Origin of the sequence: Massilia eurypsychrophila (assembly GCF_002760655.1) — a bacterium.
Classification (GTDB): domain Bacteria; phylum Pseudomonadota; class Gammaproteobacteria; order Burkholderiales; family Burkholderiaceae_D; genus JAFCUW01.
Genome location: NZ_PDOC01000020.1, coordinates 53,862 through 80,574, shown reverse-complemented (window position 1 = coordinate 80,574; position 26,713 = coordinate 53,862). Strand labels below are relative to the sequence as shown.

The following is a 26,713-nucleotide window of genomic DNA, read 5'->3' as shown; positions in this document are numbered from 1 at the left end:
ATTGACCACAAGAGCTTCGCGGTTTCGTGCCCGCTCGCCCTGCAAAGCAGCGCCTTGTATCCGATTCTTGTTCATCGGCTCGCAGTTTCGCTCCACGCTTCCTCCCCACAGTCGGTCGCCCTTCCGCAGTTGCGCTTCCTTTCGCTCGCTGTGGTCAGCTCGCGGCGGGACTTGCACCCGCAAGAGTGCGCCCATGCTGGGCGCACACAAAAAAACGCCCGTGCGCCAGATTGGCCCACGGGCGTTTCCTTACGTGCGCTTGCCGTCAGGCAGCGCGCTGGCGCATCTTGCCGCGCGCGCCGCTAAGCAGCGACCAGGCCAGGCCAACCAGCGCCAGGGTCATGATGGTGCCGACCAGGCCGTTGGCCCAGAAGATGTCGAGCCCGCCGCGCGAGGCCAGCATGCTCTGGCGGAACGCGTCCTCGGCGCGGTCGCCCAGCACCAGCGCCAACACCAGCGGCGCCAGCGGATAGTCGAGCTTCTTGAAGACGTAGCCGACGATGCCGAAGGCCAGCATCAGCCAGATGTCAAACGCGGCATTGTGGACCGTGAAAGCGCCGATCGCACACACCACCAGAATCACGGGGGCGATGATCGAAAACGGTATGCGCAGAATCGCGGCAAACAGCGGCACCGATGCCAACACGATGATCAGGCCGGCGATGTTTCCGAGGTACATGCTGGCGATCAGGCCCCACACAAAATCCTTCTGCTCGACGAACAGCAAGGGGCCTGGCTGCAGGCCCCAGATCATCAGGCCGCCCAGCAGCACCGCCGCCGTGGCCGAGCCGGGAATGCCGAGCGCGAGCATCGGCAGCAGCGCGCTGGTGCCGGCGGCGTGCGCCGCGGTTTCCGGCGCCAGCACGCCCTCGACATTGCCCTTGCCGAAGCTGTCCGGATCCTTCGAGAACTTCTTGGCCACGCCATAGCCCATGAACGACGCCGCCGTCGCGCCGCCCGGCGTAATGCCAAGCCAGCAGCCGATCGCCGACGAACGCATCAAGGTCATGAAGTGGCGCGGCATCTGGGCCCAGGTCTTGAACACGATTTTCAGGTCGATCTTGCCGTTCTTGCCGCGAAACGCCAGGCCCTCTTCGATCGTCATCAGAATCTCGCTGATGCCGAACAGGCCGATCACCGCCACCAGAAAGTCGAAGCCGCGCAGCAGCACCGGCTGGCCGAACGTCATGCGCAGCTGGCCGGAGATGGTGTCGAGGCCCACGGCGGCGAGCACGAAGCCGACGCACATGGCGATGACGATCTTGCCTTTCGGCTCCTTGCCCATGCCGATGAAGCTGCAGAAGGTCAGGAAGTAGACCGCAAAAAATTCGGGCGGCCCGAACCTGAGCGCGAATTTCGCCACCAGCGGCGCCAGGAAGGTGATCATCAATACGCCAACCAGCGCGCCGATGAACGAGCCGGTGAACGCGCTGGTCAGCGCCTCGCCGGCCTTGCCGTTCTGCGCCATCGGGTAGCCGTCGAAGGTGGTCGCCACCGACCACGCCTCGCCCGGAATATTAAACAGGATCGACGTAATGGCGCCGCCAAACAACGCGCCCCAGTAGATGCACGACAGCAGGATGATCGCCGAGGTCGGATTCATCGCGAACGTCAGCGGCAGCAGGATCGCCACGCCGTTCGGTCCGCCCAGGCCCGGCAGCACCCCCACCACGATCCCCAGCAAGATCCCGATGATCATCAGTCCGATGTTTTGCCAAGACAAGACGATCGAAAAGCCATGCATCAGTGAATTAAAGTCATCCATGCGTCAGATCCGATCAGTAACCAAACATCTGTTCGAGCGGCCCCTTCGGGAGCGGCACCTTGAACATGATTTCAAACACCCAGAACAAGACGGCGTCGATGATGAGCGCGGTCAGCACCGAGCGCATCCAGCCGAACTTGCCCACCAGCCGCATGAAGATGCCGATGAACAGCGTCGACGCCACATAGATGCCGACATACTTGATCGCCGCGATGTACACCACCAGCGGCAGCAGCACGGTGGCCACCAGCTTGAGCTGGGTCTGCTCGACGAACGCCGATCGGTCGTTCTTGCGCACCGCCTGGTAGATGACGAAGATGCTGGCGATAAGAATCGCCGCCCCCATCCGCAACGGGAAATAACCCGCCTGCGGCCCGTCCTCGCTCCACCCTGCCCCCAGCTGGTAATTGCTGATGATGGCCAGCAGCCCGAACGCCATGACGATGAAGCCGACGGCGATCTCGGCGGTGCGCTTGGTGATGACCGCCGGCGACGTTTCCACGCTGCCGTGGATTTCTTCCTGGGTGCTCATGTCGTTTGCCCCTGTGTGCGGATCACGGCGCCAGGAAGCCGGCCGCCTTCATGATCTCGCGGTGCGCCTGCTCGTCCTTGCCCATGTAGGCGCGCAATTCCTCGCCGATCATGACGGTCGGTTTCAGGGCATTGTTCTTGACGTAGGCCTTCCACTCCGGCGTGGCGATCACTTTTTGCAGCAGCTCGACATAGAACTTGGTCACGTCCGGCGCCACTTTGCCCGGCAACATGAACACGCGCAGCATCTGGTACTGCACGTCGAGGCCTTTTTCCTTGCACGTCGGCACGTCGGCCCAGCTCTGCGTCGCGGTCACCTTGTCGGTGTACGAGCTGCGCTTGTCGGCAAACAGGCACAGCGCGCGGTGCTGGCCGGCGCGCCACTGCGAGATCGACTCGGATGGATTGTTGGTGTTCGAATCGATGTGCTTGCCCGACAGCTGGGTCGCCGCTTCGCCGCCGCCTTTATACGGGATGTAGATGAACTTGGCGCCGACCTTTTTCTCGATCAGCGCGGTGATGATGTGGTCTTCGCGCTTCGAGCTGGTGCCGCCCATCTTGATTTTCGACGCCGTTTTCTTCACTTCATTCAAATAGTCCATCGGCGCCTTGTACGGCGTTTCGGCATTGACCCACAACACGAACTCGTCTTGGGCCACCATCGCCACCGGCGTCAGGTCGCGCCAGTTGAACGCCAGGCCGGTGGCCAGCGGCACCGTGTACAGGCCGGACGACGACACCACCAGGCGGTGGTTGTCGCCCGGCGTATTCTGAATGTCGAGCAAGCCTTCGGCGCCGCTGGCGCCGGCCTTGTTCTGCACCACGACCGGCTGACTCATCAGCTTGTTCTTGGTGATGATGCCCTGGATCGAGCGCGCCATCTGGTCGGTCGCGCCGCCGGCCGAGAACGGCACGATGAATTCGACCGACTTGGTCGGCTCCCACGCGTTGGCCACGGCGGCGTGGGACATGCCAAGGGCTAATCCGGCGATCGTGAGTGTCTGCTTGATGGTGATGTTCATGTTGTCGTCTCCTGTTGCGGCTGTGGCCGCTTATGTGGAAGTGCTAAATGAAATTGGTAGAACTCAGGCAGGCTGCGCCGCCACCGCGACGGCCGACTGCTGCAGCGACTGCATCGCCGCCGCCACGCCGCCGGCCTTGTGCGGCACGCCGGCCAGCACCAGGCCCATCTCGACGCCGGCCAACGTGCCCATCAAGGTCAGGTCGTTGAAGTCGCCCAGGTGGCCGATGCGAAACACCCAGCCGGAGAGCTTGTTCAAGCCTTGGCCGAGCGACATGTTGAAGTTGGCCAGAATGACCTTGCGCAATGCGTCGGCGTTGCAGCGCTCGCCGCCGGCGCCGACCGGCATCACCACCGCCGTCAGCGCGCCGCTGTATTCGGCCTCGTTCTGGCACAGGATCTCCAGGCCCCAGGCGCGCACGCACTGGCGCGTCGCTTCGGCATGGCGCTGGTGCCGTGCAAACACGTTCTGCATGCCCTCTTCCAGCAGCATGTCGCACGCCTCGGACAAGCCGTACAGCAAGTTGGTGGCCGGCGTGTACGGCCAGAAGCCGTTCTTGTTCGCCTCGATGATTTCGTCCCACGCCCAGAACGCGCGCGCCAGCTTGGCCGTCTTCGACGCCGCGATGGCCTTCTGCGACACCGCGTTAAACGACAGGCCGGGCGGCAGCATCAGCCCTTTCTGCGAGCCGGCGACGGTGACGTCGACGCCCCATTCGTCATGCCGGTAGTCGAGCGAGCCGAGCGACGAGATGGTGTCGACCAGCAGCAGCGCTGGGTGGCCGGCCGCATCGATCGCGCGGCGCACCGCGGCGATGTCGGACGTCACGCCGGTCGAGGTTTCGTTGTGCACCACCGCCACCGCCTTGATGACGTGGCCGCTGTCTGCGCGCAGACGCGCCTCGATCTTGGCAGCATCGACGCCGCGCCGCCAGTCGTCGCCGAGAAACTCGGACTTGAGCGACAGCTTGTCGGCCATCTTCTTCCACAGCGTGGCGAAGTGGCCCGTCTCGTACATCAGCACCGTGTCGCCAGGCGACAAGGTATTGACCAGCGCCGCTTCCCATGCGCCGGTGCCGGACGCCGGATAGATCACCACCGGCTGCTCGGTCTGGAAGATCTTGCCGATCTGGCCGAGAATCTTTTTGCCCAACTGCTGGAACTCGGGCCCGCGATGGTCGATGGTTGGATAATCCATCGCCCGCAAGATGCGGTCAGGCACATTGGTGGGACCGGGAATCTGCAGGAAATGCCTGCCGGATGGATGGGAATTCAACTTCAACATTGGGCCACTCCTTGGGTTAAACGCGCGCGCCAGATCAGTTCAAGAACGCAAATGTTTTGCATACAATATACTTAAAACGGAATGAGTCAAGCTCTTTTTAAGTGCAATCCAATGCTGCTACCGCAGCATTTCACAGGGAAATATGGCTGTGCGGCAGGCGTGGAGATAAGTGTGTGCGTCGCTTAAAATCGTATACAATATTCCCATGATTGAAGACTTACCTAATTCCGACCTCCCTGCCGCCGAACCGCGCGCCGCCGGCATCGACCGCCAGGGCCTCGCTTCGGCGGTCACCGTGCGGCTGCGCGACATGATCATCGAAGGCACCTTACTGCCCGGCACGCGCCTGAACGAACGGGTGCTGTGCGAACAGTTGATGGTCTCGCGCACGCCGCTGCGCGAAGCGTTCAAGGTGCTCGCCGGCGAAGGCCTGATCGAGCTGCTGCCCAACCGCGGCGCCCAGGTCGCCGAGCTGTCGGTGGCCGACATCGAGCAGACGTTCGAAGTGCTCGGCGCCCTCGAGGGGCTGTCGGGCCTGCTGGCGTGCCAGCGCATCACCGACGCCGAGATCACCGAGATCCGCGCGCTGCACTACGAGATGATGGCGGCCCATGCGCGCCGCGACCTGGCCGCCTACTACAAGATCAACCACGTCATCCATGACCGCATCAACGCCAGCGCCGGCAATGCCGTGCTGACCGGCACTTACCTGCAGATGAATGCGCGCATCCAGAACCTGCGGTTCCGCTCCAACTTCAACCAGGACAAGTGGAACGCGGCCATGAAGGAACACAGCGCCATGCTCGACGCGCTCGAACGGCGCGACGGCCAGGCCCTGCGCGCCATCCTCGAACACCACCTGCTGACCAAGCGCGACACGGTCGTCGCCGACCTGCGCGGTTCGAAACCAACACCGGGATCCTGAACCAATGAATGCACCAGCGGCCGCGCCGATCAAGTTGAGCGAACAGCTCGCCACCAGCATGAACCGGCAAGGGCTGGCCCGCCGCCTGGCCGCCGAGACGGGCGGCGAAGTGCTGTTCGACGCCGCCTCGCGCGGGCGCTACGCCACCGACGCGTCGATCTACCAGGTCGAGCCGGTCGGCGTGTTCGTGCCGCGCACTGAAGCAGACGTCACCGCGGCCATCGCCATCGCGCGCGACATGAACGTGCCGATCCTGTCGCGCGGCGCCGGCACCAGCCAGTGCGGTCAGACGGTCGGCGAAGCGCTGGTCATCGACAACAGCAAGTACCTGAACCAGGTCACCGACTTCGACCTTGCAGCGATGACGGTGACGGTGCAGCCGGGCATCGTGCTCGACCACCTGAACGCCTGGCTCAAGCCGCACGGCGTCTGGTTCCCGGTCGACGTCAGCACCGCCGCCCAGTGCACCATCGGCGGCATGGCCGGCAACAACTCGTGCGGCTCGCGCTCCATCGCCTACGGCAACATGGTGCACAACGTCGAGTCGATCGACGCCATCCTGGCCGACGGCACCGAAGTGCGCTTCCAGGACGAACAGGCCATGCTGCGGGACGCCACGCCGGCCGTGCGCGCCCTGGTTGACGGCCTGCGCGCCATCGCCGCGCGCGAGCACGACGAGATCGCGCGCATGGTGCCGAAGGTGATGCGCCGCGTCGGCGGCTACAACATCGACGTCTACCATCCGCAAAGCGAGCGCCCGTACACGCCGGACAACAGCGTCAACCTGGCGCACCTGCTGGTCGGCAGCGAAGGCACGCTGGCGGTCACCCGCCGCGTCACGCTCAAGTTGATGCCGCTGCCCAAGTACAAGACGCTCGGCGTGATCAACTTCCCCACGTTCGTCCAGGCGATGGAGATGACGCGCCACATCGTCACGCTGGCGCCGGTGGCGGTGGAACTGGTCGACCGCACCATGATCGAGCTGGCGCGCGACAATCCGGCGTTTCGCCCGGTCATCGACAAGGCGCTGATCGGCGCGCCGGAAGCGATCCTGCTGGTCGAGTTCGCCGGCGCCTCGCTCGCTGAACAAAACGAAGGCCTGGCCAGGCTGGTCGAGCTGATGGCCAGCCTAGGCCTGCCCGGCAGCGTCGTCGAGATGACCGACCCGAACGCCCAGAAGGCGCTGTGGGAAGTGCGCAAGGCCGGCCTGAACATCATGATGAGCATGCGCGGCGACGGCAAACCCGTGTCGTTCATCGAAGACTGCGCGGTGCCGCTCGAACACCTGGCCGAATACACCAGCCGCCTGACCGAAGTGTTCGCCCGCCACGGCACCCGCGGCACCTGGTACGCCCACGCCTCGGTCGGCACCCTGCACGTGCGGCCGATCCTCGACATGCGCCGCGGCGGCGCCGCCAAGATGCGCGCCATTGCCGAAGAAGCCGGCGCGCTGGTGCGCCAGTACAAGGGCGCCTTCTCCGGCGAGCACGGCGACGGCCTGGTGCGCAGCGAATGGGTGGCCTGGCAGTTCGGCACGCGCCTGATCAAGGCCTTCGAAGACATCAAGGATCTGTTCGATCCGGCCGGCCTGATGAATCCCGGCAAAATCGTGCGCGCCACGCGCATGGACGACAGCTCGCTGTTTCGCTTCAAGCCGGGCTACGATCCGGTCGCGCTGAAACCCGCGCTCGACTGGTCTGCCTGGAACGTGCAGACCGATCCGGTGACCGAGCGGGAAAGCGCGCCCGGCACCGGCGGCGACCCGGCTGGCGGCTTCGCCAAGGCCGTCGACATGTGCAACAACAACGGCCACTGCCGCAAGTTCGACGCCGGCACCATGTGCCCGAGCTACCGCGTCACCAAGGACGAGCAGCACCTCACGCGCGGGCGCGCCAACACGCTGCGCCTGGCATTGTCCGGCCAGCTCGGCCCCGACGGCTTCACCTCCGAGGTAATGCGCGAGACGCTCGACCTGTGCGTCGGCTGCAAAGGCTGCAAGCGCGACTGCCCGACCGGCGTCGACATGGCGCGCATGAAAACCGAATTCCTGTTCCATTGGCAGAAGAAGCACGGCCTCAGCCTGAAGGACCGGCTGATCGCCAACCTGCCGCGCTGGGCGCCGTGGGCGTCGCGCCTGCCGATGCTGGCCAACCTGCGCAACACGTTGCCGGGCGCCGCCGCGCTGACCGAAAAGCTGCTCGGCCTGTCGGCCAAGCGTTCCCTGCCCACCTGGCGCAGCGACACCTTCATGCGCCACGTGGCGCCGCGCGCCAATCCGCTTGACGCCACGGTGGTGCTGTTCGCCGACACCTTCAACAATTATTTCGAGTCCGAGAATGCGATTGCCGCCCTGCAGGTGCTGGAAGCGGCCGGCTACAAGGTCCACGTGGCGCGCCCGGCCGCCGGCGACGCCGAGCCCGGTCGCGCGCTGTGTTGCGGGCGCACCTACCTCGCCAGCGGCCTGGTCGACGAGGCCAAGGCCGAAGCGCGCCGCGTCGTCGAAGCGATGCGCCCGTTCGTCGCGCGCGGCATCCCGGTGGTCGGACTCGAGCCGTCCTGCCTGCTCACCTTGCGCGACGAGTTCCTCGTCATGGGCCTGGGCAAGGACGCCGAAGCGCTCGGCGCGCACGCTTTCCTGTTCGAAGAATTCCTCGCCCGCGAGGACACCGCCGGCCGCCTGAACCTGCCGCTCAAAGCCTTGCCAGTCAGCCGCGCCCTGCTGCATGGCCACTGCCACCAGAAAGCGTTCGACGCGGTGCGGCCGGTGCAGGCGATACTTGGCCTGATTCCTGGCTTGAGCGTCGAGCTGATCGAGTCGAGCTGCTGCGGCATGGCCGGCAGCTTCGGTTACGAAGCGGCGCACTATGACGTGTCGATGAAAATGGCAGAATTATCCCTGCTGCCGGCGGTGCGCGCCGCCCCAGCAGATACGCTGGTGGTGGCCGACGGCACCAGTTGCCGGCACCAGATCGCCGACGGCACGCGCGGCGACGACGGCCGGCAGCGCGAAGCGGTGCACGTGGCGCGCGTGCTGGCGCGCGCGCTGGCGTAATTGTCATGGAGTTCAACTGCGGAGGGTACGATCATGAGTGACCAGACGGGCAAAGTTCACCTGACCATCAGCGATGGCATTGCCGCCATCCTGATCGACAGGCCGGAAGCACGCAATGCGATGACCTGGCCGATGTACGAGCAGCTGGCGGCAATTTGCAGCCAGATTGCCGGCGACAGCAACATCCGCGTGGCCACCATCCGCGGCGCCGGCGGCGAGGCCTTCGTGGCCGGCACCGACATCGAACAGTTCTCCACCTTCAGGGGCGGCGGCGACGGTGTCGCCTACGAAAAAACCATTGACCAGATAATCGGCCAGATCGAGCGGCTGCCGATGCCGACCATCGCCATCGTCGAGGGTTGGGCGATCGGCGGCGGCCTCGCCATTTGCGCCGCCTGCGACTTTCGCATCGCGACGCCGGAGGCGTCGTTCGGCGTGCCGATTGCGCGCACGCTCGGCAACTGCCTGTCGATGTCGAACATCGCGCGCGTGGTGGCAGCGTTCGGCGTGCCGCGCGCCAAGCGCATGCTGCTGCTCGCCGAAACCATCACCGCTGGCGAAGCCGAGGGATTCGACTTCGTCACCGAGATCGCCGAGCCGACCGAGCTCGATGCAACGGTGGCCCACATGTGCAAGCGCCTGTCCGGCCACGCCGCGGTGACGATGCGCGTGTCGAAAGAAGCGATCCGCCGCCTGGCGCAGGAAAATCTGCCGGGCGGCGAAGACCTGATCCGCGCCGCCTACGGCAGTGCCGACTTCGGCATCGGCGTGTCGGCTTTCCTGCAAAAGCAAAAACCCCAGTGGACCGGCGCTTGATGACCAACAAGGGTGCCCACACCGGGCCATTGGCCGGCCTGCGCGTACTCGAGCTGGCGCAGATCATGGCCGGCCCGACCTGCGGCATGATGCTCGCCGACATGGGCGCCGACGTCATCAAGGTCGAAAAGCTGCCTGGCGGCGACGACGCGCGCGGCTACCGCGAGCCGCGGGTCAACGGCGTCTCCGCCCCGTTCATGATCCTGAACCGCAACAAGCGCGGCATCGCGCTGAACCTGAAGCACCAGCTGGGCAAGGACATCCTGCTGCGGATGGTCAAGGACGCCGACGTGCTGACCGAAAACTACCGTAAGGGCACGCTGGAAAAACTCGGCCTCGGCTACGACGTGCTGAGCGCGGTCAATCCCGGCCTGATCTACTGCGCCGTGTCCGGCTATGGTCGCGACGGCCCGTACGGCGACAAGCCAGGCTTCGACCTGATCGCGCAAGGCTTTTCCGGGCTGATGTCGGTCACGGGCGAGCCGGGCCGCGCGCCGGCCAAGACCGGCAACTCGATCGCCGACATCAACGCCGGCATCCTGGCGGTGGCCGGCATCACCGCGGCCTACGTGCACAAGCTCAAGACGGGCGAAGGCCAGGTGGTCGACACGTCGCTGATGGAAGCGGCGATCCAGCAGACCTATTGGCAGGCGGCGATCTACTTTGCCACGGGCGAGTCGTCCGGTCCGACCGGCTCGGCACACTTGCTGACGGCGCCCTACCAGGCGTTTCGCGCCAGCGACGGCTGGCTCAACATCGGCGGCGCCAACCAGGGCAACTGGGAACGCATCGCCGGCGCGCTCGGCCACGACGAATGGCGCGAGGATCCGCGCTTCGCCACCAATTCGGCGCGCATGGAAAACCTCGACGCGCTAATTGCCGGCATGAACGAAGTCGTCGTTACGCGCAGCAAGGCCCACTGGATCGCGGTGCTCGATGCGGCCGGCGTGCCGGTCGGCCCGGTGCACACGATCGAGGAAGCGCTGACGCATCCGCAGACGCTGTCGCGCGAGATGGTGGTCGACCTGGTGCACCCGCAGGCGGGCGCGACAAAGGCGCTCGGCTGCCCGATCCATTTCTCCAGGACGCCGACCCGCATCGACCGGCCGGCGCCGATGCTGGGCGAACATTCGCGCGAACTGCTGCGCGAATACGACTACAGCGACGCCGAGATCGACGCCTTCGTCGCCGCCGGTGTGATAGAAGAAGCGACTACGGCCAGGTAACCCGGCAAGGAGCCTACGCAGCAGGTGGCCGACCCAGCAGCAGGGGTCTGACCCGATTTTTCCTTTGAGGTCAGACCCCGAATCCGCCGCTGCTAGCAAATCTGGCGGCAAGTTATATATTGGATGGTAGACGACGTGCTGGCTGTGTCGTTCAAGGAAATTTGAATATGAGATGCCCAAAATGTGACGCCGCGGACTTGATTCATGACACGCGCGACGTAATCTATTCTTACAAGGGTGACGCTATTGTTCTCCCCCACGTGACGGGCGAATTCTGCCCCGCCTGCACTGAGTACATTCTCGATGCAGACGAGTCGCGGCGTACTATGAATGTAATGCTCGTGTTCAACCAGCAAGTCAATGCCTCGATAGTAGCGAAAATGGCGTGACCGCCTAGCTCGGCACTGCAACACGCCGCTGGACTCGCCTCACCAGCAGCGACAGCGCGAAGCACAGCACGAAATAAACGACAGCAACGAACAGGTACATCTCGACCAGCCGGCCGTCGCGCTGCGCAACCTTGCTGGCGGCGCCGACAAAGTCCGGGATCGACAGCACGTACACCAGCGACACATCCTGGAACAGGATGATGGTCTGGGTCAGCAGCACCGGCAGCATGTTGCGCACCGCCTGCGGCAGCACGATCGATCCCATCACCTGCCCGTACGTCAGCCCCAGCGCCTCGCCCGCCAGCACCTGCCCGCGCGACACCGACTGGATGCCGCTGCGCATGATCTCGCAATAGTAGGCCGCCTCGAACATGACGAAGGTGATCAGCGCCGAGGCGAATGCGCCCACCTTGACCGGCTGCTCGGCCCCGATCACCCACGCGGCAATATACGGCACCAGGAAGTAGAACCAGAAGATGACCAGCACCAGCGGCACCGATCGCACCAGGTTGACATAGGTTGCCGCCGGCAGCGATACGAGCCTGTTGCCGGACAAACGCATCATCGCCAACATCGTGCCCAGCACGATTCCACCAGCCATCGCCAGCACCGTCAGCTTGAGCGTGAACACCATGCCGGTGCCGAACAGGTAACCCAGCGACCGGACGATGACGTCGACGTCGAAGCCGGCGAACATGTCAGTGCCCCTTCGCCGCGGCAACGGTGAAACCGGGCACCGCCACCCGCTTCTCCAGCAGCTGCATCAGGTACGCGACGACCATGTTGATAACCAGGTAGATGAGCGTCGCCGCCGAAAACGCTTCGAACACCTGGAACGAGAACTCCTGGATGGCGCGCGCGCTCGCCGTCAGCTCGACCAGGCCGATGGTCAGCGCGACCGAACTGTTCTTTATGATGTTGAGAAACTCGCTCGTCAGCGGCGGCAAAATCAGGCGGCACGCGATCGGCAGCAGAATGAAGCGATAGGTTTGCGCGCCCTGCAGGCCAAGGGCGGTCGCTGCCTGGCTCAGCCCGCGCGGCAGCGCTTCAATGCCGGCACTCACCTGCACCGCCACCCGCGCCGACGTGAAAAACGCCAGCGCCATGACAGCGGTGAAAAACGCCGCATCCGGCCGCGCTTTCAGCCAAGCCCCTGCCGCCACCGGCAACACTTCCGGCATCACGAAATACCACAGGAACATCTGCACCAGCAGCGGGATATTGCGAAACAGCTCGACGTAGGTGTTGCCGAAGGCCGCGACAATCCGGTTATCCAGCGTCCTGGCGATGCCGACCGCCAGGCCAAGCGCTAGCGCCAGCACCCAGGCCGACAGCGCCGTCGCCAGCGTCCATGCCGTTCCCGCCATCAACGTGTCGAAGTAGGTGCTGACGCCATCGGGCGACACTTCCCAAAAAATTCCCCAGTTCCAGTGGTAATTCACTTGACCAGTGCGGCATACACCGCGGGGTCGCCCGAATCGGTAGGCTGGGCGAACACCGCCTTGAGCTGCGGCGGCATCGGAAAGTTCAGGTTGATCTGGCGCGGCGGAATCGGCGCCATGAACCACTTGTTGTAGATAGCGTCGATCTGGCCCGACTTGTAGACGCCGGCGATGGCAGCGTCGACCACTTTCTTGAAGGCCGGGTCACCCTTGCGCATCATGATGCCGTAAGGTTCCACCGACAGCGGCGTCTTGCTGATGTCGTACAGAGCGGGATTTTTCGAACTGGCCACTTGCGCCGCCAGCAAGATATCGTCGTTCGCTTCCGCGACGGCGCGGCCGGTGTCCATGATGAGGAAGGATTCAGGATGGTCCTTGCCGACCAGGATCGTCATGCCGAGTTTCTGCTCCTTGTTGAGGATCGTCATCTGCTTGAGCGTCGACGTGCCGGCCGTGGCCACCAGCGTCTTGCCTTTCATGTCGGCCAGCGTCTTGATGTTGGAAGTTTTTTTTGACAGCAGCCGACTGCCGATGACGAACATGGTCGGCGCGAACGCCACGTGCTGCTGTCGTTCGAGGTTGTTGGTGGTGGAGCCGCACTCGAGGTCGATGGTGCCGTTCGCCATCAGCGGAATCCGATTGGCGGAGGTGACGGGGTTCATCGCCACCTTGAGGTTCGGCATGCCAAGCTCGCGGCGCAAGGCGGCAACGACCTGCATGCACAGGTCGACGGAATAGCCGATGTACTGCTGCTTGTCGTCGAGGTAGGAAAACGGCACCGAGCCGTCGCGCACGCCCAGCGTGACCACGCCGGCTTTCTTGATCTTGTCGAGCGTGCCGCCCGGCGCCTGCGCCTGGGCCAGGCTGGCGCTGACGCACAGCAGGACTGCGGCGAACAGTGCCCGAACCATTGCAGGAAGCGGAGTCATGGCAATCTCCAAACGTAAGAAGACCGGCGCGCAATGCGCCGGTGCCTTCAGTTTGGAGTTGGATGCGCGCTGTTTAGTTGCACGCTAAAGCTTGAGACAAGCTTGAGGTGCTGCGCCGTGCGTCACTTTTCGACGAAGGCCCGTTCGATCACGTAGTCGCCCGGCACGCCGATGTGCGGCGAGGATTTGAAGCCACGCTCATCGAGCAGTACGCAGATATCTTTCAGCATCGCCGGACCGCCGCAGATCATGACGCGATCGGTGGCCGGATCGAGCGGCGGCAGGCCGATGTCTTCGAACAGCTTGCCGCTTTCGATCAGGTCGGTCAGGCGGCCGCGGTTGACGAACGGCTCACGCGTGACGGTCGGGTAGTAGATCAGTTTTGAGCGCACGTCTTCGCCGAAGAATTCATTGGTCGGCAATTCGTCGGTGATCACGTCCTTGTAGGCGAGCTCGCTGACCTGGCGCACGCCGTGCAGCAGGATCACTTTTTCGAACCGCTCGTACGTTTCCGGGTCTTTGATGATCGACAGGAACGGCGCCAGGCCGGTGCCGGTGCCAAACAGGTACAGGTTCTTGCCGGGCAGCAGGTCGTGCAGGATCAGCGTGCCGGTCGGCTTGCGTCCCACCAGCAATTCGTCGCCGACGGCCAGGTGCTGCAGGCGCGAGGTCAGCGGACCGTTCGGCACCTTGATGCTGAAAAACTCCAGGTATTCGTCGTAGTTGGCGCTGGCGATGCTGTAGGCGCGCATCAGCGGCTTGCCGTCGACCTGCAGGCCGATCATGACGAAATGGCCGTTCTCGAAACGCAGGCTAGCGTCGCGCGTGGTGGTGAACGAAAACAGCGTGTCGTTCCAGTGGTGAACGCTGAGCACGCGTTCTGTTGCAAAATTTGCCATAAATAAGCCTTAAATAAACGTCCGATACCTCAATGGTACCTTGTCCGGCGAATTTGTACTTTCCGCGGGCCTATTTTGGGGCAAAAAACCGGCGCCGCCAACGTGGCCGATCATGTTGTTGGAGGACGAATGTTTTCGTTAATGGACGCCGCCGCGCTTCGGTAGGGGACTGAAAAACGCCAGCCGGAGGCTTGTCGTCAGTTATCCGACAAGCGATGTCGTAGTATAATTGGCAGCATCGGTAACCGCAATTATAAAGACTCTTCCCCGCCCACTCGCCCATGAATTCTGCTCCCCTTCCATCCGCGCCGCCCAAGAAGCATCGCAACCTCGCCCAGGGCGTTGTCGCCTATATCGCCGACAGCATCCGCGATGGCGCGCTCAAGCCGGGCGACAAGCTGCCGACGGAGTCGGAAATCATGCGCATTCTCGGCGTCAGCCGCACGGTGGTGCGCGAGGCGATCTCGCACATGCAGGCGGCGAACATGGTTGAAACGTGCCACGGCATCGGCACCTTCGTGCTGGAGCCGCAGCCGGCCAACACGCTCGGCATCGATCCGAATACCGTCGTCACCGTGCGCGACGTGCTGGCCCTGCTCGAGCTGCGCATCAGCCTCGAGACCGAGGCCGCCGGCCTGGCCGCGATCCGCCGCAGCGACGCTCAGCTGCAGCAGCTGCGCCAGGCGCTCGATTCGTTCCAGGCGTCGGTGCGCAGCGGTGGCGAGACCGTGCCGTCCGACCTGCAATTTCACCTGCTGGTGGCGCAGGCGTCGGGCAACCGCTACTTCCACGATATCCTCAGCCACCTCGGCACCAATATCATTCCACGCTCGCGGCTCAATTCGGCCAAGCTGGCGAAAGACGATCCGAAAGTCTACATGGACCGGGTCATCAACGAGCATGAGGATATCTATAACGCGATCGCGCGCCAGGATCCGGAAGCGGCGCGCGCGGCGATCCGCACCCACCTCAGTAACAGCCGCGAACGCTTGCGCCGCGCGCAGGAACTCATCGAAGGCGCCGGCGCGTAGAAGCTCGCCGGCTGCGCGCTCCACGACTCCAGCAAGTACTCGATCAAGCGGTGATGTAGATCGCGCGGAAGTCGTTCACGTTGGTGAGCGTCGGCCCGCTGATCACCGAGTCGCCAAGCGCGCCGAAAAAACCGTGGCCGTCGTTGTTGGCCAAACTCTCGCGCGGCTTGATGCCCTGCTCCCACGCGCGCGCCAGCGAATCGGGCGCCAGGTAGGCGCCGGCGATTTCTTCCTGGCCGTCGACGCCATCGGTGTCGCACGCCATCGCATGCACACCGGCCAGGCCGTTGAGGGTCACGCCCAGCGCCAGCAGGAATTCGACGTTGCGCCCGCCGCGCCCATCGCCGCGCACCGTGACGGTGGTCTCGCCACCGGAGAGCAGGATGCATGGCGCGGCGAACGGCTGGCCGTGCGTTACCACCTGGCGCGCGACGCCGGCCATGACGATGCCGACGTCGCGCGCCTCGCCCTCGATGCTGTCGCCCAGGATATGCACAGGCACGCCGGCTGCGCGCGCCACGCCGGCCGCCGCTTCCAGCGCCATCTGCGGCGTGGCGATCATGCGTGTTTCGCTGTTGGCCAGCCGCGCATCGCCCGGCTTGACGCTTTCCCCGCGGCCGCTCTCGAGCAGCGTGCGCACCGCATCGGGCATCGCGATGCCATAGCGCTGCAGGATCGCCAGCGCATCGGCGCAGTTAGTCGGATCGAACGTGGTCGGGCCGCTGGCGATGTCGGCCGGATCGTCCCCCGGCACGTCCGATATCAGCAAGGTCACCACCTTGGCCGGATGGCAAGCCGCGGCCAGCCGGCCGCCCTTGATGCTCGAGAGGTGCCGGCGCACGCAGTTCATTTCGCTGATGGTGGCGCCGCTTTTCAGCAGCGCCTTGTTGATGTCCTGCTTGACCGCCAGGTCGAGGCCTTCGCCGGGCAGCACCAGCAGCGACGAGCCGCCGCCGGAAATGAGGCAGATCACCAGGTCGTCGGCGGTCAAGTCGCTGACCAGGCCGAGGATGCGTTTGGCGGCGGCGAGCCCCGCTTCGTCGGGCACCGGGTGCGATGCTTCGACGATCTCGATGCGCTCGCACGGCGCCGAGTAGCCGTAACGGGTGATGACCAGTCCGGACAACTCGCCCGGCCAGTTCTGCTCGACCACGCGAGCCATTTCGGCCGAGGCCTTGCCGGCGCCGATGACCAGCGTGCGTCCGCGCGGCGGCGGCGGCAGATGCGGCGGCAGGCAGTGCGACGACTGCGCCGCTTCGACAGCAGCATCGAACATCTGCCGCAACAGCACGCGTGGTTCGCTCATGTGCGACTCCTTATATTGATTGAGGGACTGGCGCGCCGATTTCGTAGTTGGCCATGATTTCGAGCGCGCGCACCAATGCCGAATGATCCCATGCTTTGCCGCCGTGCGCAGCGCAGGTGTTGAAAAGCTCCTGCGCGGTGGCGGTGTTGGGCAGCGACAGGCCGACCTGGCGCGCGCTGGTCAGCGCCAGGTTCAGATCCTTCTGGTGCAGTTCGATGCGAAAGCCCGGATCGAAGGTGCGCTTGATCATGCGCTCGCCGTGCACCTCGAGGATGCGCGAAGCGGCGAAGCCGCCCATCAGCGCCTGGCGCACCTTGGCCGGATCGGCGCCCATGCGCGAGGCGAACAGCAGCGCTTCGCCGACCGCTTCGATATTGAGCGCGACGATGATCTGGTTGGCCACCTTGGTGGTCTGGCCGTCGCCGTTACCGCCCACTAGCGTGATGTTCTTGCCCATCAGTTCGAACAGCGGCTTGACGGTGGCGAACGCCGATTCAGGGCCGCCGACCATGATGGTCAGGCTGGCCGCGCGCGCCCCTACTTCGCCGCCCGACACCGGCGCGTCGAGATAGTCGCACCCAAGCCCGTTGATGCGCGCGGCAAACGCCTTGGTCTCGACCGGCGAGATCGAGCTCATGTCGACCACCGTCTTGCCGGCCGACAGACCCTGCGCCACGCCGCCGCCGTCGAACAGCACCGACGCGACGTGCGGCGTGTCGGGCACCATGATGATGATGATGTCGGCCTGCTGCGCCACTTCCTTGCCGGAGGCGCAGGCAACCGCGCCTTGCGCCGCCAGGTCGCTTGGTAACGGCTTGTGGTCGTGCGCGAACAGCTGGTGCCCGCCTTTGAGGATGTGGGTTGCCATCGGCAAGCCCATGATGCCAAGACCGACGAATCCGACTTTACTCATGTTGTTTCTCCTTTGTTGGTGTATCAGGTAGCGGTCTTGAACTTGGCGGCCAGCGCCTCGGCGCCACGCGCCAGGATGCCGATGTCGCTGCCGACTGCGACAAAGGTGCAGCCGATCTCGATGTAGCGGCGGGCCAGCGCTTCGTCGCCGACCAGGATACCGGCGGCCTTGCCGCAGGCGAGGATGCGCGCCACCGCGTCTTCGATCGCGGCGACCACCTCGGGATGCATCGGCTGGCCGATGAAGCCCATCGACGCCGACAGGTCGCCCGGTCCGATGAAGATGCCGTCGACGCCGTCGACCGCGGCGATGGCTTCGATGTTAGCCAGCGCCTGCGGCGTTTCGACCTGCAGCAGCACGCACAGGTGTTCTTCGCAGCGGTTCGGATAGTCCTTCACGCGGCCGTAGTCGGATGCGCGCGCCGCCGCCGAGTAGCCGCGCACGCCGCGCGGCGGATAGCGCGTCGCCGCGACGGCATTGCGCGCCTCGTCGGCATCCTGGACGAACGGGATCAGCAAGGTCTGCACGCCGACGTCGAGGTAGCGCTTGATGGTGACGGTGTCGTTCCACGGCGGGCGCACGATCGGATGCGCCATGCCTTGCGAGATCGCCTGCAGCTGCGAGTGCACCATCGGCAGCTCGTTGGGCGAATGCTCGGTGTCGAGCAGCAGCCAGTCGAAGCCGGAATTGGCCAGCACTTCGACGGTGATGTTATTCGACAGGCCGGACCACAGCCCGAGCTGCAGCTGGCCCGCCGCGATGGCGCGCTTGAATTCGTTGATCGGCATGGTCATGGTCTGGTTTCCTTGAGCGGTGAGAGGAACACAATCGGAAATGCTAGCGGTCGAAGCTGGGACGCTTGTTATCGAATTTCCAGCCGGGGAAGAAGAACTGCATCGCGATCGCGTCGTTGCGCACGCCGAGGCCCTTGGCCAGATACAGCTGGTGCGCCGCTTCCAGCGCGTCCATGTCGATCTCGACGCCGAGGCCCGGCTTTTTCGGCACGGCTATCATGCCGCCGACGATCTGCAGTGGCTCCTTGGTCAGGCGCTGGCCGTCCTGCCAGATCCAGTGGGTGTCGAGCGCGGTGATTCTCCCCGGCGCGGCGGCGCCGACCTGGGTGAACATCGCCAGCGAAATGTCGAAGTGGTTGTTCGAGTGCGAACCCCAGGTCAGGCCCCACTCGTGGCACATCTGCGCCACGCGCACGGAACCTTGCATGGTCCAGAAGTGCGGGTCGGCCAGCGGGATGTCGACCGCCTGCAGCTGGATCGCGTGGCCCAGTTCGCGCCAGTCGGTGGCGATCATGTTGGTGGCGGTGCGCAAGCCGGTGGCGCGGCGAAACTCGGCCATCACCTCGCGACCGGAGTAGCCGTTTTCGGCGCCGCACGGGTCTTCGGCGTAGGCCAGCACGTGGTCCTGGCCGCGGCACAGGCGGATCGCTTCCTTCAGCGACCAGGCGCCGTTTGGGTCGAGCGTGACGCGCGCATCGGGGAAGCGCTCGGCCAGCGCGGTGACCGCCTCGATCTCGGCGTCGCCGCGCAGCACGCCGCCCTTGAGCTTGAAGTCCTTGAAGCCGTAGCGCGCGTACGACGCTTCGGCCAGGCGCACCACCACTTCGGGCGTCATCGCTTTTTCGTGGCGCAGGCGCAGCCAGTCGTTCGGCTCGTCCGGATCGGTGGCGTAGTCGAGGTCGGTGGCGCCGCGGTCGCCGATGTAGAACAGGTAGCCGAGCATTTCGACCTGCTCGCGCTGCTGGCCCTCGCCGAGCAGCGCGCAGACCGGCACGTCGAGGAATTTGCCGAGCAGGTCGAGCAGCGCCGATTCGATCGAGGTGACCGCGTGAATGGTGACGCGCAGGTCGAAAGTCTGCAGGCCGCGCCCGCCCGCATCGCGGTCGCGGAAGGTCTCGCGCACCTTGTTGAGCAGGCCCTGGTAGTTGCCGATCGACTGTCCGACGATCAGCTGGCGCGCGTCGTCGAGCGTCTTGCGGATTGGCTCGCCGCCGGGGACTTCGCCGACGCCGGTGTTGCCGGCGCTGTCGGTCAGGATCACGACGTTGCGCGTGAAGTAAGGACCGTGGGCGCCGCTGAGGTTGAGCAGCATGCTGTCGCGGCCGGCCACGGGCACGACACGCATGTCGGTGACGGTAGGGGCGCCTTGCGCTTGGGTGCTGGACATCGCGCTCTCCGAAGTGATCCGTTGTCGTACAACATAGTGAAAGTATAGTCAGGCCGACCGATTAGCGCAACCGCTGATTGATATGTTTGGCGCATAACTGTTATCGAACCGCCCGCTTAACTCGATCGCCTCATTCGGCTTGTGAATAATGCTTATGAGAACTTGAAATTGGCATTGGAGGTCGTGCGTACCCATACTGGATCTACGCCAACAAATTAATGAGGAACCGAAAATGACGACAACTACCGCAAACCTTCCTGTCCACGGTCACTCGCTGTTCGCTGCTGCTTCGACTTTCCTGTCCGCCATGTTCGCCGCGCCGAAGGCCCCTGCCAAGGCAATCACGGTGGCCAAGCCAGTTGTCGCGGCAGCCGCCGACACCGGCCCGAACCTCTGGAAACTCTATCGCATGAGCGCCAGCATGGACTCGGTCAATCCGGAACTGCTCCGCGCACTTGCCGCCAAGGGCTAACCGTAGTCTATAACGGTTCGTTCGCACGCTGCACTGGTGGTGAAGCGTCTGTTCGTCGCACGCGCGGCTGGCAAACGGCCATGACGAAGGCCGCGTCGCCAGCACGGCTGGCGACAGCGGCAGCGACGGGGATTACTCGACCGAGATCTTCCCTACTTCGATGACGTTTTTCCAGCGTGCCAGTTCGGCAGCCTGGAATTTCTCGAACTCTTCCGGCGTATTGCCGACAATTTCAAATCCCTGCTCGACCGTTTTGCCTTGATGTCAGGTTCGTTGACCGCAGAAACAATGGCGCTGTGCAGCTTCGTCTTTAGCCCTTTCGGCGCTGCAAATGCCTGCCACGAATACACGTCTACCCCGCGCACGCCGGCTTCGTCGAGCGTCGGCACCTGCGGCAGGATCGGTGAACGCCGTTCGCCGGTCACCGCCAGTACTTTCAACTTGCCCGCCTTCATGTAAGGCAGCGCCGTGTTGATGTTGACGAAAGAGACGTCGACCTGGCCACCGAGCAGGTCGGTGATCGCCGGCGCGCCGCCCTTGTACGGGACGTGCAAGCCGCTGGTACCGCTCTTTTGCCAGAACAGCGCCGCAGTCAGGTGATCGGAACTGCCGCTGCCGGACGAGGCGAAGGTCACCTTGCCAGGTTTTTCTTCAGGTACGCGATCATCTCGGCGATGTTGTTGGCCTGGAGGTTCGGATTGGCCACCAGCACGATGGGCGCGCGCACGGCGACTGTCAGCAAGTCGAAGTCCTTGGATGGATCGTACGCCAGGCTTTTCTGCAGTACCGGGTTGACTGAATATACGGCGATCGAGGCGGCCAGCAAGGTGTAGCCGTCCGGCGCGCCGCGCTTGACCGTGCCGGCGCCAATGGCGCCGGTTGCGCCAGGCCGGTTTTCCACCACCCACGGCTGGCCAAGTTTGGCCGTGACCTTCGGACCGATGACGCACGCAATGCTGTCCGACGAGCCGCCTAGCGGGAACGGCACGATGACGGTGATCGGCTTTTCCGGGAAACCAGCGGCTGTACGCCGGCAGTCAGGGCCAGGCCCACAATGAGTGCTGAAAGTAGTTGTTTGGTGTTCATGTTGTCTCCTGGGTGTGAGGTAGAGCGCGACCTCAATGCAGGCTCGTGCGGCCAGTCATCAGTCGTCGCATGACTTAACCTAGTACGCGCGCGTGGCGTCAAGGTCTACCGCATCGACACCGATGCCGTGGACGGCGACAATTTCAAGCGCCTGCAGCTGGGCCACCTGCGCGGCCGTGATGCCCACCGTGCCGGTGGTGAAGACGCCGCGCACGTCCGGCGCCACTTGCCGCAGGAAGCTATCCTGCTGCGGCCCAGCGGCTTGCCACAGGTGGTGGCAAGTGAACTCGTCGTCCAGGCGCGCCATCACTTGCGCCGAAGAGCCGGCGGCCAACACAAGAATCTCAGGTTTCACGTCGAATGTCCTTAAACAGATTAACGTCTGTACCAGGCCATCCTACAAAACTCTTCGATTTCCTCGACATTCGTGTAACGTTACAGCGGCTGACAGAAAGGCGTGCGCTTCCCCTCCAGCGCGCAGGAAAGACACTGCGTTCAGAACGAGTGACGCACCCCCAGGTTGAAAGCGCGGTCGCCCGTGCCAGGCTCGGTGTTGTTCGCCACCGTGTACCCTGCCCCGTTCTTGTTGTTGACAACACCGTAGGCCACGTACGCGTGGGTGCGCTTCGACAGCGGATACTGGTAACCGATGCCCCAGGAGCGCGCATCCTGGTTGAAGAAGGTCTTGTCGTTCTTGCGCATGTAGCTTGCCAGCACGGTGCCGCCCACCAGCGGCGCGGTCAGGCCGACGAGGAATTCGTTGCCGTCAGTCGACGCCGTCGCCGGCACGCCGCCATACGGGTTCGCGTTGTTGCCCAGCGGGGCGCTGTTGAAACCCTTGTCCCTGCTGAACGCGAAGTAGGCCTTGGCAACGCCGAAGTCGTAGTTCGCCACCAGCATCCGGTTGGTGCCGACGCTGCGGTCCACCGGCGTGACGCCGGGCGCGGCCGCGATGTCGGTGTTCTTGTTGTTGTAGGCAACGCGCACGTTCAGCGGCCCCTGCGAGTAGCCGACCGAAAAGCCGAACTGGCGACCGGCCTTGTTGTCGCCCGCTTGTTCGCCGGCGGCATATGCGATGTCGGCGTTAAATCCCATCAACGGCGGCGCCGAGTATTGCACCGTGTTGCTGGTGCGGACGTTGCTGCCGTAGTCGGGAAACAGGTTCTTCGCTCCGCCCGCGTAGCCGGTGCCCCACGGGTCGCCAACCTGCGCCAGTGCCTGGTGCCACGGGGTGTACTGGCGGCCGATGGTGAGGTTGCCGGCCCGCGTTTTCAGGCCCACGAATGCCTGCCGGTTGAACAGGCTGCCGGCAGCGTCCTGCTCGCCGGTATCGACGCGGAAGCCCGATTCGAGCTGGAACAGCGCGGTCATGCCGCCGCCCAGGTCCTCGGTGCCGCGAAAGCCAATGCGCGAATAGGAGCCGACGCCGCTGGAAATCTTGTTGGTTGTGCCGGCCACACCGCCGCTTTCGCGAACGTAGCCGGCATCGACTATGCCGTAGATGCTCAGGCCGGTCTGCGCCGATGCGCCGCCTGCACTCGCGGCCAGTAACGCCGCTGCCACGATGGTCTTGTTCATGTCCCAATCCTTTTCTTCGAGAGAAAGCACCGCATCAATAGGATGAGGCTGCGAGGCGACCCATCACGGCCCTGTCCCCAGGGACGCCACGGGTCACCCTCTTTCGACGGAAATGGATGTCGGTGGTTCAAGCGGCCGCCGATTAGGAAGCGACCGCGCGCACAACGTTTGATATAGCGCTAGTGCGCTATAAAGTCATAGTGCTAGGGCGATTGCTTTGCCAACTTCCGTTGTATTCGCGCCACCACCGAGGTCGGGCGTGGTCGGTCCCTGCAGCAGCACCGCTTCGATGGCCTTGAGGATGGCATCGTGCGCGGCCGTGTAGCCGGCGTCGCCGTTGCCGAGGAAGTCGAGCATCATCGCGCCGGACCAGATCATGCCGATCGGGTTGGCGATGTTCTTGCCGAAGATGTCAGGCGCCGAGCCGTGCACCGGTTCGAACAGCGACGGGAAGTTGCGCTCCGGATTGAGGTTGGCCGACGGCGCGATGCCGATCGTGCCGGTGCAGGCAGGGCCGAGGTCGGACAGGATATCGCCGAACAGGTTCGACGCCACCACCACGTCGAAGCGCTCGGGCGAGAGCACGAAGCGCGCGCACAGGATGTCGATGTGGTACTTGTCCCATCGCACCTCCGGATACGACGGCGCCATCGTTTCCACGCGCGAATCCCAGTAAGGCATGCTGATCGAGATGCCGTTCGATTTGGTGGCCGACGTCAGGTGCTTTTTCGGGCGGCTTTGCGCCAGGTCGAAGGCGTACTTGAGGATGCGGTCGGTGCCCTTGCGCGTGAAGATCGAGGCCTGCGTGACGACTTCGCGGTCGGTGCCTTCGAACATGATGCCGCCGACGGACGAGTATTCGCCTTCGGTGTTTTCGCGCACGACGTAGAAATCGATGTCGCCGGGCGTGCGGTTGGCCAGCGGGCACGGCACGCCTGGCATCAGGCGCACCGGGCGCAGGTTGACGTACTGGTCGAACTCGCGGCGGAACTTGAGCAGCGAGCCCCACAGCGAGATGTGGTCGGGCACCACGTCCGGCATGCCGGCGGCGCCGAAATAGATGGCGTCGCAGCCGTCGAGTTGCTGGCGCCAGTCGTCGGGCATCATCTGGCCGTGCTTGACGTAGTAGTCGCAGTTGGCCCAGTCCATCGTGACGAACTCGAGCGCGAGGTTAAATTTTTGCGCGGCCGCGCGCAGCACGCGCAAGCCCTCCGGCATGACTTCGTTGCCGATGCCGTCGCCGGCGATCACTGCGATTTTCTGGGTTTTCATGTTGAATGTCTGGTAAGAAGCGTGAGTGGTCGATCTTACTCGATTCCGCCATTCGATGAAGCCGCGGCCGCCGCACGACGAATGTCCGATCGCGAGTCTTCAGGTGCTGCGCTTCCTGCTGGCGAAAGCGACGTGAACTGCCGCTAGAACAGGGTTTGCTGCTGGCTGGTGAGCGCCGTGAAATCGTCGCGCACGAATGGCAGGATGGCGTCGGCGACCGGCTGCAGCTGGCGCGACAGGTAATGTTCGTAGTCGATCGGCGAGCGCCGCGCTTCCAGCGGCTCCGGCCCCGCCAGCGTGATCACGTAGCGGATCCAGCCGCCGTTCTGGTATTGCAGCGGCCTTCCCTGCTGCCGATTGAATTCGTCGGCGATGCGCGCCGCGCGCACATGCGGCGGCACGTTGCGCTCGTAGTCGTCGAGCGGCCGGCGCAGCCGCTTGCGATACACCAGCAGCTCGTCGAGTTCGCCGCTGACGGTGCGGCTCGCATAGTCGCGCACATAATCCTGATACGGCTCGCCCTTGAATATGCGCAGATACAGCGCTTGCTGGAATTGCTGCGCCAGCGGCGTCCAGTCGCTGCGCACCGTCTCCAGGCCCTTGTAAATCATCTGCTCGCTGCCATCGGCTTTGCGCGTCATGCCGGCGTAGCGTTTCTTGCTGCCCTCTTCCGAGCCGCGGATCGTCGGCATCAAAAAGCGCCGGTAATGGGTTTCGAATTGCAGCTCCAGCGCGTTTTCCAGTCCGAATTGCGTAAGCAGGTACTGATCGAACCATTCGTTGACATGCCGGACCAGCGCGCGGCCAATCTCCGCCGCGGCCTCCTCGCTGTGTGCGTGGCGCAGCCACACAAACGTCGAATCGGTATCGCCGTAGATAACCTGGTAGCCCTTCTCTTCGATCAGCCTGCGCGTATGGTGCATGATCTCGTGGCCGCGCAAGGTAATCGAGGACGCCAGCCGCGGATCGAAAAAGCGGCAGCCGTTTGACCCCAGCACGCCATAGAACGCATTCATGATGATCTTCAGCGCCTGCGACAGCGGCTTGTTCTGCTCGCGCTTTGCGGCATCGCGTCCATCCCAGATCTGCTTGACGATGGCCGGCAGGCAGTGCTTGTCGCGCGAAAAGCGCGCGCCGCGAAAGCCTTCCACCGACGGCGCATCGTTATCGTCGCGCGTGCCCACCACCAGGCCCACCGGGTCGATCAGAAAGGTGCGAATGATCGACGGATACAGGCTCTTGTAATCGAGCACCAGCACCGAGTCGTACAGCCCGGACCGCGAATCCATGACAAAGCCGCCGGGGCTGTCGCCGCCTTCGACGTCGCCCAGGTTCGGCGCCACGTAACCCTGGCGGTGCATCATCGGCATGTATAAATGCTCGAAGGCGGCGACCGAACCGCCGCTGCGATCGGCGGCCAGGCCTGTCACGCTGGCGCGCTCCAGCAGAAACGTCAGCAGCTCCGTCTTGGCGAAGATGCGCGTGACCAGCTCGCAGTCTTTCAGGTTGTAGCGCGCCAGGGCCGGCTTGTCTTCGGCGAAGCGTCGGTTGATTTCATCCATGCGCTGGTATGGATTGTCGATCGACTTGCCTTCGCCCAGCAGCGTCTGCGATACATGTTCGAGCGAGAACGACGAAAAACTCCACGTTGCCGACTTGAGCGCGTCGATGCCGTCGATGATCAGGCGGCCGGCGGCGGCGGCAAAGAAATGACCTTGCCTGCCGCCGTGTTCGCGCCACTCCATCGGGCTGCCGTCGCGGCCGAAGCGCAGCGGCACGTTGTAGCGCTCGGCGTGGCGCTGCAGCACGCGCAGGTCGAACTGCACCACGTTCCAGCCGATGATGGCGTCAGGATCGTGCCGCTCGATCCATTCGTTGAGGCGCTGCAGCAACTGCGCGCGGGTGTCGCAATATTCGAGGTCGAAGTCGAGCGGCTCGTCGCTGCCGTTGGGCGGGCCGAGCATGTAGACCTGGCGCTGGCCGCAGCCTTCCAGGCCGATGCAGTACAGGTCGCCGTGGGCGGTGGTCTCGATGTCGAGCGAGACGAGCTTGAGCGACGGGCGGTATCCCGGCGCAGGCTTCAATTGGCCGTCGATCAACGGGCCTTTGCCATCGGGACCAGGCTGGCCGCCAAAGAAGACCGGCGCGGTGATGAAGCGCTCCATCAGGTAGCGCTCGGGCGGGCGCACGTCGGATTCGTAGACGTCGATGCCGTATTCTTTCAATCGCTTGGCCAGCTTCATCAGCTGGCGGTATTGGGTGCAATACAGGCCGAGCACGGGGCGGTGATGGAAGTCGCTCAGCGCCAACGGCCGCAGCTCGACGCCGCGCTCGCCCAGCAGCACCGCTTCGGCCTGCTCGCGCTGCTCGGCGGGGATGAACGCCACCGATGGATGCGGCGCCAGCCGGACCTGGCGCGGACCGTCGTCGGTCGCCAGCCAGAACTCGACTTCGGTGCCGGCGGGCGTGTCGCGCCAATGTCGGGTGAGGAGAAAACCTTGCTGTAGTTGATCCAACGAATTGCCTTCGGGCGCCAATCAGTCTGTAAAACGCATCGCGTGCGTGCCAGCCTCGATTTTACGCCCTGTGGTCGA

General features: G+C 64.3%; 23 protein-coding genes and 1 pseudogene. 7 read left to right on the top strand and 17 right to left on the bottom strand.

The window, feature by feature from the left end:
• Positions 1–265 precede the first annotated feature (265 nt).
• The 4 genes from CR105_RS22390 to CR105_RS22375 form a co-directional block, all read right to left on the bottom strand.
• Positions 266–1,765, bottom strand: coding sequence for a tripartite tricarboxylate transporter permease (locus CR105_RS22390; RefSeq protein WP_099792364.1), 1,500 nt, complete (start codon positions 1,763–1,765; stop codon positions 266–268).
• 13 nt (positions 1,766–1,778) lie between these two features.
• Positions 1,779–2,297, bottom strand: a complete 519-nt coding sequence (locus CR105_RS22385; protein ID WP_099792362.1) for a tripartite tricarboxylate transporter TctB family protein — start codon at positions 2,295–2,297, stop codon at positions 1,779–1,781.
• Positions 2,298–2,319: 22 nt separating this feature from the next.
• On the bottom strand, positions 2,320–3,318 hold the full coding sequence (locus tag CR105_RS22380; protein WP_099792360.1) for a Bug family tripartite tricarboxylate transporter substrate binding protein: 999 nt from the start codon (positions 3,316–3,318) through the stop codon (positions 2,320–2,322).
• A 63-nt stretch (positions 3,319–3,381) separates the two neighbouring features.
• A complete protein-coding gene (locus tag CR105_RS22375; protein WP_099792358.1) occupies positions 3,382–4,602 on the bottom strand; it encodes a pyridoxal-phosphate-dependent aminotransferase family protein in 1,221 nt (406 codons plus the stop codon).
• A gap of 205 nt (positions 4,603–4,807) precedes the next feature.
• Here CR105_RS22375 and CR105_RS22370 point away from each other — a divergent pair, with 205 nt between their 5' ends.
• The 5 genes from CR105_RS22370 to CR105_RS29510 all read left to right on the top strand — a co-directional run bounded on the left by CR105_RS22370 (position 4,808) and on the right by CR105_RS29510 (position 11,010).
• Positions 4,808–5,527 (top strand): GntR family transcriptional regulator, encoded by a 720-nt coding sequence (locus tag CR105_RS22370; RefSeq protein ID WP_099792356.1) that lies wholly within the window; start codon positions 4,808–4,810, stop codon positions 5,525–5,527.
• 4 nt (positions 5,528–5,531) lie between these two features.
• Positions 5,532–8,579 carry an FAD-binding and (Fe-S)-binding domain-containing protein gene (locus tag CR105_RS22365; protein WP_099792354.1) on the top strand — a complete coding sequence of 1,016 codons (3,048 nt, stop codon included), beginning with the start codon at positions 5,532–5,534 and terminating at the stop codon, positions 8,577–8,579.
• 33 nt (positions 8,580–8,612) lie between these two features.
• A complete protein-coding gene (locus tag CR105_RS22360; RefSeq protein ID WP_099792352.1) occupies positions 8,613–9,395 on the top strand; it encodes an enoyl-CoA hydratase/isomerase family protein in 783 nt (260 codons plus the stop codon).
• Positions 9,395–10,621 carry a CaiB/BaiF CoA transferase family protein gene (locus CR105_RS22355; protein ID WP_099792350.1) on the top strand — a complete coding sequence of 409 codons (1,227 nt, stop codon included), beginning with the start codon at positions 9,395–9,397 and terminating at the stop codon, positions 10,619–10,621. Before CR105_RS22360 ends, CR105_RS22355 begins: the two co-directional genes overlap by 1 nt.
• 167 nt (positions 10,622–10,788) lie before the next feature.
• Positions 10,789–11,010, top strand: coding sequence for a type II toxin-antitoxin system MqsA family antitoxin (locus tag CR105_RS29510; protein ID WP_099792348.1), 222 nt, complete (start codon positions 10,789–10,791; stop codon positions 11,008–11,010).
• 4 nt (positions 11,011–11,014) lie between these two features.
• On the opposite strand, the gene CR105_RS22345 is transcribed toward CR105_RS29510, so the two are convergent.
• From CR105_RS22345 to CR105_RS22330, 4 genes are all read right to left on the bottom strand, one after another.
• Positions 11,015–11,707 (bottom strand): amino acid ABC transporter permease, encoded by a 693-nt coding sequence (locus CR105_RS22345; protein WP_099792346.1) that lies wholly within the window; start codon positions 11,705–11,707, stop codon positions 11,015–11,017.
• A 1-nt stretch (position 11,708) separates the two neighbouring features.
• Positions 11,709–12,452, bottom strand: coding sequence for an amino acid ABC transporter permease (locus CR105_RS22340; protein WP_099792344.1), 744 nt, complete (start codon positions 12,450–12,452; stop codon positions 11,709–11,711).
• Positions 12,449–13,381: a transporter substrate-binding domain-containing protein gene (locus CR105_RS22335; RefSeq protein ID WP_229414075.1), complete on the bottom strand. Its 933-nt coding sequence runs from the start codon at positions 13,379–13,381 to the stop codon at positions 12,449–12,451. Before CR105_RS22335 ends, CR105_RS22340 begins: the two co-directional genes overlap by 4 nt.
• Positions 13,382–13,503: 122 nt before the next feature.
• Positions 13,504–14,280 (bottom strand): ferredoxin--NADP reductase, encoded by a 777-nt coding sequence (locus tag CR105_RS22330; RefSeq protein WP_099792340.1) that lies wholly within the window; start codon positions 14,278–14,280, stop codon positions 13,504–13,506.
• 281 nt (positions 14,281–14,561) lie between these two features.
• On the opposite strand from CR105_RS22330, the gene CR105_RS22325 reads away from it, so the two are divergent.
• The gene (locus CR105_RS22325; protein ID WP_099792338.1) at positions 14,562–15,311 is read left to right on the top strand and encodes a FadR/GntR family transcriptional regulator; all 750 of its coding nucleotides are present in this window, start codon (positions 14,562–14,564) and stop codon (positions 15,309–15,311) included.
• 43 nt (positions 15,312–15,354) lie between these two features.
• On the opposite strand, the gene CR105_RS22320 is transcribed toward CR105_RS22325, so the two are convergent.
• The 4 genes from CR105_RS22320 to gudD are packed head-to-tail and all read right to left on the bottom strand — an operon-like array spanning position 15,355 to position 19,711.
• The gene (locus tag CR105_RS22320; protein ID WP_099792336.1) at positions 15,355–16,617 is read right to left on the bottom strand and encodes a glycerate kinase type-2 family protein; all 1,263 of its coding nucleotides are present in this window, start codon (positions 16,615–16,617) and stop codon (positions 15,355–15,357) included.
• A gap of 10 nt (positions 16,618–16,627) precedes the next feature.
• Entirely contained in the window at positions 16,628–17,554 is a 927-nt protein-coding gene (gene glxR, locus CR105_RS22315) for a 2-hydroxy-3-oxopropionate reductase (protein WP_267873909.1), read from the bottom strand.
• Positions 17,554–18,324 carry an aldolase/citrate lyase family protein gene (locus tag CR105_RS22310; RefSeq protein WP_099792332.1) on the bottom strand — a complete coding sequence of 257 codons (771 nt, stop codon included), beginning with the start codon at positions 18,322–18,324 and terminating at the stop codon, positions 17,554–17,556. The genes glxR and CR105_RS22310 overlap by 1 nt, the downstream gene beginning before the upstream one ends.
• A 43-nt stretch (positions 18,325–18,367) precedes the next feature.
• Complete coding sequence (gene gudD, locus CR105_RS22305; RefSeq protein ID WP_099792330.1) at positions 18,368–19,711, bottom strand: glucarate dehydratase; 1,344 nt, start codon at positions 19,709–19,711, stop codon at positions 18,368–18,370.
• A 232-nt stretch (positions 19,712–19,943) separates the two neighbouring features.
• On the opposite strand from gudD, the gene CR105_RS22300 reads away from it, so the two are divergent.
• Positions 19,944–20,183 carry a hypothetical protein gene (locus tag CR105_RS22300; RefSeq protein ID WP_099792328.1) on the top strand — a complete coding sequence of 80 codons (240 nt, stop codon included), beginning with the start codon at positions 19,944–19,946 and terminating at the stop codon, positions 20,181–20,183.
• 132 nt (positions 20,184–20,315) lie between these two features.
• On the opposite strand, the pseudogene CR105_RS22295 reads toward CR105_RS22300, so the two are convergent.
• From CR105_RS22295 to CR105_RS22275, 5 genes and pseudogenes are all read right to left on the bottom strand, one after another.
• Positions 20,316–21,269: pseudogene (locus CR105_RS22295) on the bottom strand (Bug family tripartite tricarboxylate transporter substrate binding protein).
• 79 nt (positions 21,270–21,348) lie between these two features.
• A complete protein-coding gene (locus CR105_RS22290; protein ID WP_099792326.1) occupies positions 21,349–21,624 on the bottom strand; it encodes a Rossmann-fold NAD(P)-binding domain-containing protein in 276 nt (91 codons plus the stop codon).
• 140 nt (positions 21,625–21,764) lie between these two features.
• Positions 21,765–22,847, bottom strand: a complete 1,083-nt coding sequence (locus CR105_RS22285) for a porin (protein ID WP_099792324.1) — start codon at positions 22,845–22,847, stop codon at positions 21,765–21,767.
• Positions 22,848–23,042: 195 nt separating this feature from the next.
• Entirely contained in the window at positions 23,043–24,119 is a 1,077-nt protein-coding gene (locus CR105_RS22280; RefSeq protein WP_099792322.1) for a tartrate dehydrogenase, read from the bottom strand.
• A 143-nt stretch (positions 24,120–24,262) separates the two neighbouring features.
• On the bottom strand, positions 24,263–26,635 hold the full coding sequence (locus tag CR105_RS22275) for a DNA polymerase II (protein ID WP_099792374.1): 2,373 nt from the start codon (positions 26,633–26,635) through the stop codon (positions 24,263–24,265).
• Positions 26,636–26,713: the final 78 nt, after the last annotated feature.

Bases quoted from the DNA above. Each gene is read 5' to 3' on its own strand.
- CR105_RS22365 (WP_099792354.1), top strand. From the start codon at position 5,532: ATGAATGCACCAGCGGCCGCGCCGATCAAGTTGAGCGAACAGCTCGCC.
- CR105_RS22390 (WP_099792364.1), bottom strand. From the start codon at position 1,765: ATGGATGACTTTAATTCACTGATGCATGGCTTTTCGATCGTCTTGTCT.
- CR105_RS22380 (WP_099792360.1), bottom strand. From the start codon at position 3,318: ATGAACATCACCATCAAGCAGACACTCACGATCGCCGGATTAGCCCTT.
- CR105_RS22285 (WP_099792324.1), bottom strand. From the start codon at position 22,847: ATGAACAAGACCATCGTGGCAGCGGCGTTACTGGCCGCGAGTGCAGGC.
- CR105_RS22385 (WP_099792362.1), bottom strand. From the start codon at position 2,297: ATGAGCACCCAGGAAGAAATCCACGGCAGCGTGGAAACGTCGCCGGCG.
- CR105_RS22370 (WP_099792356.1), top strand. From the start codon at position 4,808: ATGATTGAAGACTTACCTAATTCCGACCTCCCTGCCGCCGAACCGCGC.
- CR105_RS22375 (WP_099792358.1), bottom strand. From the start codon at position 4,602: ATGTTGAAGTTGAATTCCCATCCATCCGGCAGGCATTTCCTGCAGATT.
- CR105_RS22280 (WP_099792322.1), bottom strand. From the start codon at position 24,119: ATGAAAACCCAGAAAATCGCAGTGATCGCCGGCGACGGCATCGGCAAC.
- CR105_RS22330 (WP_099792340.1), bottom strand. From the start codon at position 14,280: ATGGCAAATTTTGCAACAGAACGCGTGCTCAGCGTTCACCACTGGAAC.
- gudD (WP_099792330.1), bottom strand. From the start codon at position 19,711: ATGTCCAGCACCCAAGCGCAAGGCGCCCCTACCGTCACCGACATGCGT.
- CR105_RS22335 (WP_229414075.1), bottom strand. From the start codon at position 13,381: ATGACTCCGCTTCCTGCAATGGTTCGGGCACTGTTCGCCGCAGTCCTG.
- CR105_RS22355 (WP_099792350.1), top strand. From the start codon at position 9,395: ATGACCAACAAGGGTGCCCACACCGGGCCATTGGCCGGCCTGCGCGTA.
- CR105_RS22345 (WP_099792346.1), bottom strand. From the start codon at position 11,707: ATGTTCGCCGGCTTCGACGTCGACGTCATCGTCCGGTCGCTGGGTTAC.
- CR105_RS22320 (WP_099792336.1), bottom strand. From the start codon at position 16,617: ATGAGCGAACCACGCGTGCTGTTGCGGCAGATGTTCGATGCTGCTGTC.
- CR105_RS22310 (WP_099792332.1), bottom strand. From the start codon at position 18,324: ATGACCATGCCGATCAACGAATTCAAGCGCGCCATCGCGGCGGGCCAG.
- CR105_RS22300 (WP_099792328.1), top strand. From the start codon at position 19,944: ATGACGACAACTACCGCAAACCTTCCTGTCCACGGTCACTCGCTGTTC.
- CR105_RS22360 (WP_099792352.1), top strand. From the start codon at position 8,613: ATGAGTGACCAGACGGGCAAAGTTCACCTGACCATCAGCGATGGCATT.
- CR105_RS29510 (WP_099792348.1), top strand. From the start codon at position 10,789: ATGAGATGCCCAAAATGTGACGCCGCGGACTTGATTCATGACACGCGC.
- CR105_RS22325 (WP_099792338.1), top strand. From the start codon at position 14,562: ATGAATTCTGCTCCCCTTCCATCCGCGCCGCCCAAGAAGCATCGCAAC.